This window comes from Mycobacterium sp. (assembly GCF_039583785.1).
Taxonomy (GTDB): domain Bacteria; phylum Actinomycetota; class Actinomycetes; order Mycobacteriales; family Mycobacteriaceae; genus Mycobacterium.
Genome location: NZ_JAVKSG010000120.1, coordinates 1 through 5,976 on the forward strand (window position 1 = coordinate 1; position 5,976 = coordinate 5,976).

At 27.7% G+C, this 5,976-nt stretch carries 9 protein-coding genes; 1 reads left to right on the top strand and 8 read right to left on the bottom strand.

The features are described 5' to 3' along the window. Positions 1 to 193 precede the first annotated feature (193 nt). From ABDV69_RS19870 to ABDV69_RS19880, 3 genes are read right to left on the bottom strand one after another with little or no spacing between them, the layout of a single operon-like run. On the bottom strand, positions 194 to 649 hold the full coding sequence (locus tag ABDV69_RS19870) for a hypothetical protein (RefSeq protein WP_343577452.1): 456 nt from the start codon (positions 647 to 649) through the stop codon (positions 194 to 196). A gap of 12 nt (positions 650 to 661) precedes the next feature. Further along, positions 662 to 1,030 carry a hypothetical protein gene (locus ABDV69_RS19875; protein WP_343577453.1) on the bottom strand — a complete coding sequence of 123 codons (369 nt, stop codon included), beginning with the start codon at positions 1,028 to 1,030 and terminating at the stop codon, positions 662 to 664. Positions 1,031 to 1,076: 46 nt separating this feature from the next. Continuing rightward, positions 1,077 to 1,724, bottom strand: coding sequence for a hypothetical protein (locus ABDV69_RS19880; RefSeq protein ID WP_343577455.1), 648 nt, complete (start codon positions 1,722 to 1,724; stop codon positions 1,077 to 1,079). Positions 1,725 to 1,749: 25 nt separating this feature from the next. On the opposite strand from ABDV69_RS19880, the gene ABDV69_RS19885 reads away from it, so the two are divergent. Then, entirely contained in the window at positions 1,750 to 2,304 is a 555-nt protein-coding gene (locus tag ABDV69_RS19885; RefSeq protein ID WP_343577463.1) for a DNA polymerase domain-containing protein, read from the top strand. A gap of 175 nt (positions 2,305 to 2,479) precedes the next feature. On the opposite strand, the gene ABDV69_RS19890 is transcribed toward ABDV69_RS19885, so the two are convergent. The 5 genes from ABDV69_RS19890 to ABDV69_RS19910 all read right to left on the bottom strand — a co-directional run bounded on the left by ABDV69_RS19890 (position 2,480) and on the right by ABDV69_RS19910 (position 5,416). Continuing rightward, positions 2,480 to 2,998 carry a hypothetical protein gene (locus ABDV69_RS19890; RefSeq protein ID WP_343577457.1) on the bottom strand — a complete coding sequence of 173 codons (519 nt, stop codon included), beginning with the start codon at positions 2,996 to 2,998 and terminating at the stop codon, positions 2,480 to 2,482. 145 nt (positions 2,999 to 3,143) lie between these two features. Beyond that, positions 3,144 to 3,389, bottom strand: coding sequence for a hypothetical protein (locus ABDV69_RS19895; RefSeq protein WP_343577458.1), 246 nt, complete (start codon positions 3,387 to 3,389; stop codon positions 3,144 to 3,146). A gap of 280 nt (positions 3,390 to 3,669) precedes the next feature. Further along, entirely contained in the window at positions 3,670 to 4,338 is a 669-nt protein-coding gene (locus ABDV69_RS19900) for a PD-(D/E)XK nuclease family protein (RefSeq protein ID WP_343577459.1), read from the bottom strand. Positions 4,339 to 4,581: 243 nt separating this feature from the next. Then, a complete protein-coding gene (locus ABDV69_RS19905) occupies positions 4,582 to 4,974 on the bottom strand; it encodes a DUF1874 domain-containing protein (RefSeq protein WP_343577460.1) in 393 nt (130 codons plus the stop codon). Between the two features lies 1 nt (position 4,975). Further along, positions 4,976 to 5,416: a hypothetical protein gene (locus tag ABDV69_RS19910; protein ID WP_343577461.1), complete on the bottom strand. Its 441-nt coding sequence runs from the start codon at positions 5,414 to 5,416 to the stop codon at positions 4,976 to 4,978. Positions 5,417 to 5,976: the final 560 nt, after the last annotated feature.

Consider the following 5,976-nt stretch of genomic DNA (forward strand, 5'->3'; position numbering starts at 1 on the left):
AATCAATCAGAAATCCTTGAAAATACAGCGTTTAAGAGATTTTTAAGGTGTTCCACAGAAATTTAATATATTTTTATGGCTATAAAAATTTATATATTTTTATTAATTCTAAAACGCATATAAAATTTATGTAAATATTATTCAAAAATAGGTCTCTATAGAAATTAGTTTAAATAAAAATTTAAAAATTTATTTATTGAAAATTGCCTGAGAGTTCTTTTGAGGTGCGCTTTGGTTTTGTTGTTGGCGCTGATGACTGTGAATATGTCACAGATGGCTGTGAATATGTCACAGATTTTGGTTTTCCAAATGCTACTGCGTATCCTTTATTAAGAGGGTCAAACAGTGCATTGGTTATGCCAGATGCCGTCAATATGCCAGAGTATGCACCAAGCGCAAGATACTCATCAGACAATGGTTCTTTTGCCAACTTGTACAGCACATAGCTCAATAGAGGTATTCCTATACCCAGTGAACTCAATGTAGAATACTCATTAAGACCTTTTGCCCACGTTGGTGGTGTAAACGATGGAATTGGATGAGGTATATTAGTGTTTTGGTCTACAAATTCGTGTATACCAATGAATTGTGCTAATCCACCTACTCCGCCTCCAACCGAATAAACCACAGCCTGTTGATTTCCTTTCATTTTTATCACTCTTTACTGTACACTTTTTTCGGATAGTACTTTTTCCTGCCTTCTTATTGAAGCATCTGCGGCAGCATATTCCTGTTCTTTTCTCTGCTGTACAGAAAGACCGCCATAATCTTTTCCAGACATTGCCTGTCCCAGCTGCATTGAGAGCACAGAAATACGTGTTCCATTGGCTCTTGCTACTGTTCCAGTTGTTCCTCTGTGTGATGCCATAAATTTACCAACGCCCAGATTAGCCTGAAGCATAGCTCTGCTTCTCCTTTTTATATCGTAGAACGATGGAACTTTTCTGAAAAAGTTTCTTTTTGTCGTCTGTGGCATTCCGCTTACTATTTCAAGTTTATTTTCCGCTCCAAATGGGTCTATAACTACCATAAGTTTAATATTACATAATAAGATTTAAATACTTATGTTTATTAATTTACACTATCAACGATAATATAAAGTCTTTATCAGGAATTGTATCATTTTTTACACACTGTTCAATATAATTATTTACAATTCTTTCTTTCTCGCTTTTATCACTTGATATAGCAACCAACTCTTGTATTATTTCTTCGCTTTTATCAAGTTCTAATTTCAAAGTTTCCACGGTTTCAAAATTCTCTAACAAAAACTTTATTGCATATTCAACAAAAATAGCCATATCGTTTATTTTCATGCCAGTATTGTCAAAAAACTTAAAAATATAGTCTCCAAGCTGTTCTTTAGTTTGCTGAATAGAAACAGCTGTTGCTTTTGAAGAATTTATTACACTGTTTATTATCTGGTTTTCTATAGCTTTTTCCACTTTAGCATTATTGTCTGTTGCCTTTTTAGTTTTTTCTTTAATAGTCGGTTTTTCTTCCTCTTCATCATCTTCTGTATCATCATTTTCTACATAATCATCAGATAAGAAATTATCATTACCTTTTTCATCAAGACCAAATAATTGTTTTATATCATCTGGAAGAATATCAATAAGAGTATTATTCTCAACTCTTTCCTTATATTCTTCTTCAGTTAAGCCTAAATTGTTTAATAGTTCTTCTTTTCCAAAATATTTTTCCAGTTCTTTTGCAATATTCATAATATGTAATTAGTAAAGGTTATATATATACTTTGCATTCACAATTGTGGTAAAAAAAAGATATGTAGGAATTGACGAAGAAAATAATATAGTTGGCATAGGAATAGAACTAAAAAGAAGTGATTGGTGTAACTTATCAAAAAAAGTGCTTAAAGATGTTATAAATCAAATTTTGATTTATGACGCAGACAATGAAAGTATCATAAATTATTTAAATTCTGTATATCATAATTTAAGAAATTATGATATAAACGATTTTATTTTAAGCAAAATTGTAGATGTAAATAAAACATATAAAGTTAAAAACACAATAGTAAAAGCGTGGATAAACAAATATAAATATGAAAAAAATAACAATGAATATAAATTAATAGCTCCACACAATGAACACCTCTTTGGAATATCATATATATTTTCACAAAGAGGAGGAGTTCCGGTTATTATAACAGCTGATAATAAATATAAAACATTAATAGACTATGATTTTTATTTTAAAAAACAAATATTGCCACCCGTTGAAAGACTATTATCAGCAATAAATTTTACTATAAACGGTCAAAAATCACTCTTTAGCTTTTAATTTTTCTATTTCATTCAAAAGGTCTGTAAGCAAATTGTTATACCGATTTATAATATCATTTAGATTTATACTGTTTAAATATTGATACGAATTTACAGAAGTCTTTATTTTACTTAATTCTTTTTCAATGTCTTCGTCATTCATAATCCTTTATTATCATATTATATATAAACTCTTATTCTTTGTCTATTTTATTTATAATATCACTGTATTCGTCTTTACTGATAAATTCAGAAGAGATTGGAAGTATTAAATATAAAGAACTTTCTTGATTTAATGCCTGACCTATGACAGATGCAATGTATTCACCAAAATAAGTTGCTTTTTCAAAATCAGTATTCTGCAAAACTATATCTATAACTATATTTTTGTCTTCATATAAAATGTCATTATCTATCTTGTATTCTTTTCCAACGTTTGTTGATATGCTATCTATTGATTTTAATATACCACTATAAATATTTGCTATTACGTTGTCTGGAACTTTTAATCCGTTATCATACCAACGAGGAATATAAGTTCTCACTAAATAGGACGTATCACTTTTTTTATCATTATTCTCCATAAATTTTTTTAGTTTATCATTAAAATTGTTTTCTATCATATCTGAAGATATTTTTCCTTCTTCGGCATCTTCAATTTCTTTATCTTCCGATACAACATTCCAAATACCATTTTCATATTTATATTGCATGATTAAATATTACAACAGTGTATAAATAGTTATAAGAAAAACCATTTTACAAATAAAAACAATTTTATAATGTTTTTTTGCACGCTTTACATAAAGGATATATAATTAACCATAAAATAATTTCATGCATGTTTTTTGGTTATTTTTATGCATTTTTCTGGGGGTTTTCAATGTCATTTTCCAACTCTATTGTATATTTTTTCATATCTAAATTTTCATATTGATATATTTCATTTATTGGCACAATGTATATTATAGTCTTATATACATTATTTTTATAATTATTTAATACTGTTCTTTCAAGATTTCTTTCAATCCATTCTTTTCTAAGTTTTTCATCATTATACATTTTTAAAATTATATAATAAGGAATAAAATATATCTTATTCATATTTATTTTATAATCAACTATCATATCTGTTTTAGAATTATCATTTATCCATCCATCAACTTCAAAAGGAAAATTGTTGCTAACAACCTTTTCTATTTTTTCATCAATGGCTATATCAGAATTCTCTAAATGAATGATTTTATCAATTCCAGATTTTTGTAAAGTTTTATCATAAATATATTCTATACTTTTTAATTGTGGAAATTTTTGTAAATATATATTGTCAAGAATATAACTATTTTTTCTTGAAAAAGTATTGCTTTCTTTAAAATTATAAATGTTAATTTATATCACCTTCAATATCTATATTTTCATTGTTACTGCATTTAAGAAAGTATGAACAATATCTGCATTCCCAAGCCATCGTTTTAACAGTTTTTGCTTCAGCTGGAGGAAGAGCGTGTTGAGTTAAATATTTATTTAATATTTGAGCTCTTTGCATGACATTTATATATTTTTCATATGAATATTTTATTTCAAATTCTCGCATTGGTGAATTAGAACCATAAGTTGTTTTTTCAATATATAGTAAAAAAGCTCTAACCTTTCTTTTTCCTTTCATATAAAAATTCATATATGTATTTAGTTGTGAAATATGATGCGAATAAGGCTTTGATGGAAGCATTTTTGTAGATTTCAACTCTATTATAAAAACCTCTTTATTGTTTGCCATTAAAACGTCAATTCTGCCGTGGATTAAATTACTGTTGACTGTAACTTCATTGAATACACGCATATTATATTTTTCTCCTACGTCGTCTTTAAATATTTTTTGCACTACTTCGTGGATTGCGTTTCCTTCAGAAAAATTTATTTCTGTTTCAAAATAATGTACAGATTGTAAAAATCTTTTATAATATAATTTTCTCATACAAAAATCAATGTCTGATACGTAAGCATAATCGCTATGTTCGCTTTCACTAAAAACTTTATTCTTTATTATTTCCATAAACATTTTTATCTATTGTATATTGATAAATAGTATATAAAGATTGGTAAAATAGTAAATTAAAAAAGTATAAAATAATACAGCTCCTTCTGGAAATACTTAAAGAGTATATAAAGCTTGTGCGTATATTATATATGGATATTGAAAATAATGAATAGATTGTTTTATGATTTCTTATTTTGCCTCTTTTACATTTATCTTTCTACACGAATATGTCTTTCTGTGTTACTTAAGACTGGAGAGTTAAGAAGGTAGAGCATTTATCTCATCGCTTGAATATATCTTCGCTTCGTTATTTTCTGCTTTTTCATTTGCATTTCTTAGTTTTATTAATACTCCAAGTTCGAAGGGTATTTTTTTAATTTCTTCTTCGGATAATACAGCTCCTTCTGGAAGTCTTGTTAGCACTCTAAAAACGATTGCAATGTCTTCGGTAGTTTGATGTATCATTGTTCTTTGCACAGGAACTGGTACTGAAAGAAGATTTTGAAGTAGTATAGCAGTTCCTTCGTGACCTATTGCAGATTGATAGGTTGGATTTCGTTCTATGATTTTTTTTGCTTCTCTCACGGTTATTTTTCTATATGAATATACTCCATAATCTGTTAATATTGGAGAGTTAAGAAGGTAGAGCATTTTAGTTCGCCTTCTCATTTAATTGTATGTCTGCTGTCTTTTCCTCTTCGTCGTTTTCTGATAATTCAAGTGTGGCTGCAGGCTTATATACTTGTTTTCCTACTTTTCCGTTTACGTTGATGAAGAGCGCTGTTCCATTCTTTGTGGAAGCCAGTATGAATTTTAGTGGCAATTCTCTCCAAGATAGTTCTCCCTTGTCAGGATAGCTTCTTTTAAAATTTTCGGCAAGTGAAAGAAGTTTCTTAAATCCTGCTGACTTCTCAGAAAAACTGATTGCAAACTCATTCGTGAACAGGAGTATATAGTTTCCATAATTTCCTGTCCTTTCTATCCATCCTTTGGACACTACGTCCATGGATGATAGACCCTCTTTAGCCATTTTCCTTTCCAAACTCTTTGCCGATATTATCGGTGTTTGGTATTCTGTTTTTGTTTCTGTCATATCTATCTATTGTATATTCCTTTAAAGTATATAAATATTGTTACTTTATACTGTTTATCAAACATATATGTGTATATAATAATTATTTTTATGCATAAATAATATACATTTATTTTCTACGGAACAGAAGAATAAAAGTCAAATCCAGCGTTTTCTAAGGTTTCTGGAAGGTGTAAAGTGTTCCGTAGAATTTCATATAGTTATATTTTTTATTTTATTATTTAGAAACCCCTGAAAACAGCGTGTTTACAGAAATATAAAAAATTAAAACATATGTTTAAAACTTCTGTGGAACACTTTAAATTCGTTAGAAATCCTTGAAAATACAGAGTTTAAGAAAATTTTAAGGTGTTCCACAGAATTTTAATATATTTTTATTGTTATAAAAATTTTATATATTTTTTATTATTTATTTTTATAGACTGATAATATTATAAAAGAATATAAATTTTTTATATTGATTTTTATAATCATAAAAATATATTAAAATTCTGTGGAACACTCCGATTTTTTCTAAAATTTAGTATTTTCAAGGATTTTTGATTAATTTAAAATGTTCC

Excerpts from the sequence above, each read along its gene's own strand:
- ABDV69_RS19870 (WP_343577452.1), bottom strand. The coding sequence starts at position 649 with ATGAAAGGAAATCAACAGGCTGTGGTTTATTCGGTTGGAGGCGGAGTA.
- ABDV69_RS19875 (WP_343577453.1), bottom strand. The coding sequence starts at position 1,030 with ATGGTAGTTATAGACCCATTTGGAGCGGAAAATAAACTTGAAATAGTA.
- ABDV69_RS19880 (WP_343577455.1), bottom strand. The coding sequence starts at position 1,724 with ATGAATATTGCAAAAGAACTGGAAAAATATTTTGGAAAAGAAGAACTA.
- ABDV69_RS19890 (WP_343577457.1), bottom strand. The coding sequence starts at position 2,998 with ATGCAATATAAATATGAAAATGGTATTTGGAATGTTGTATCGGAAGAT.
- ABDV69_RS19895 (WP_343577458.1), bottom strand. The coding sequence starts at position 3,389 with ATGAATAAGATATATTTTATTCCTTATTATATAATTTTAAAAATGTAT.
- ABDV69_RS19900 (WP_343577459.1), bottom strand. The coding sequence starts at position 4,338 with ATGGAAATAATAAAGAATAAAGTTTTTAGTGAAAGCGAACATAGCGAT.
- ABDV69_RS19905 (WP_343577460.1), bottom strand. The coding sequence starts at position 4,974 with ATGCTCTACCTTCTTAACTCTCCAATATTAACAGATTATGGAGTATAT.
- ABDV69_RS19910 (WP_343577461.1), bottom strand. The coding sequence starts at position 5,416 with ATGACAGAAACAAAAACAGAATACCAAACACCGATAATATCGGCAAAG.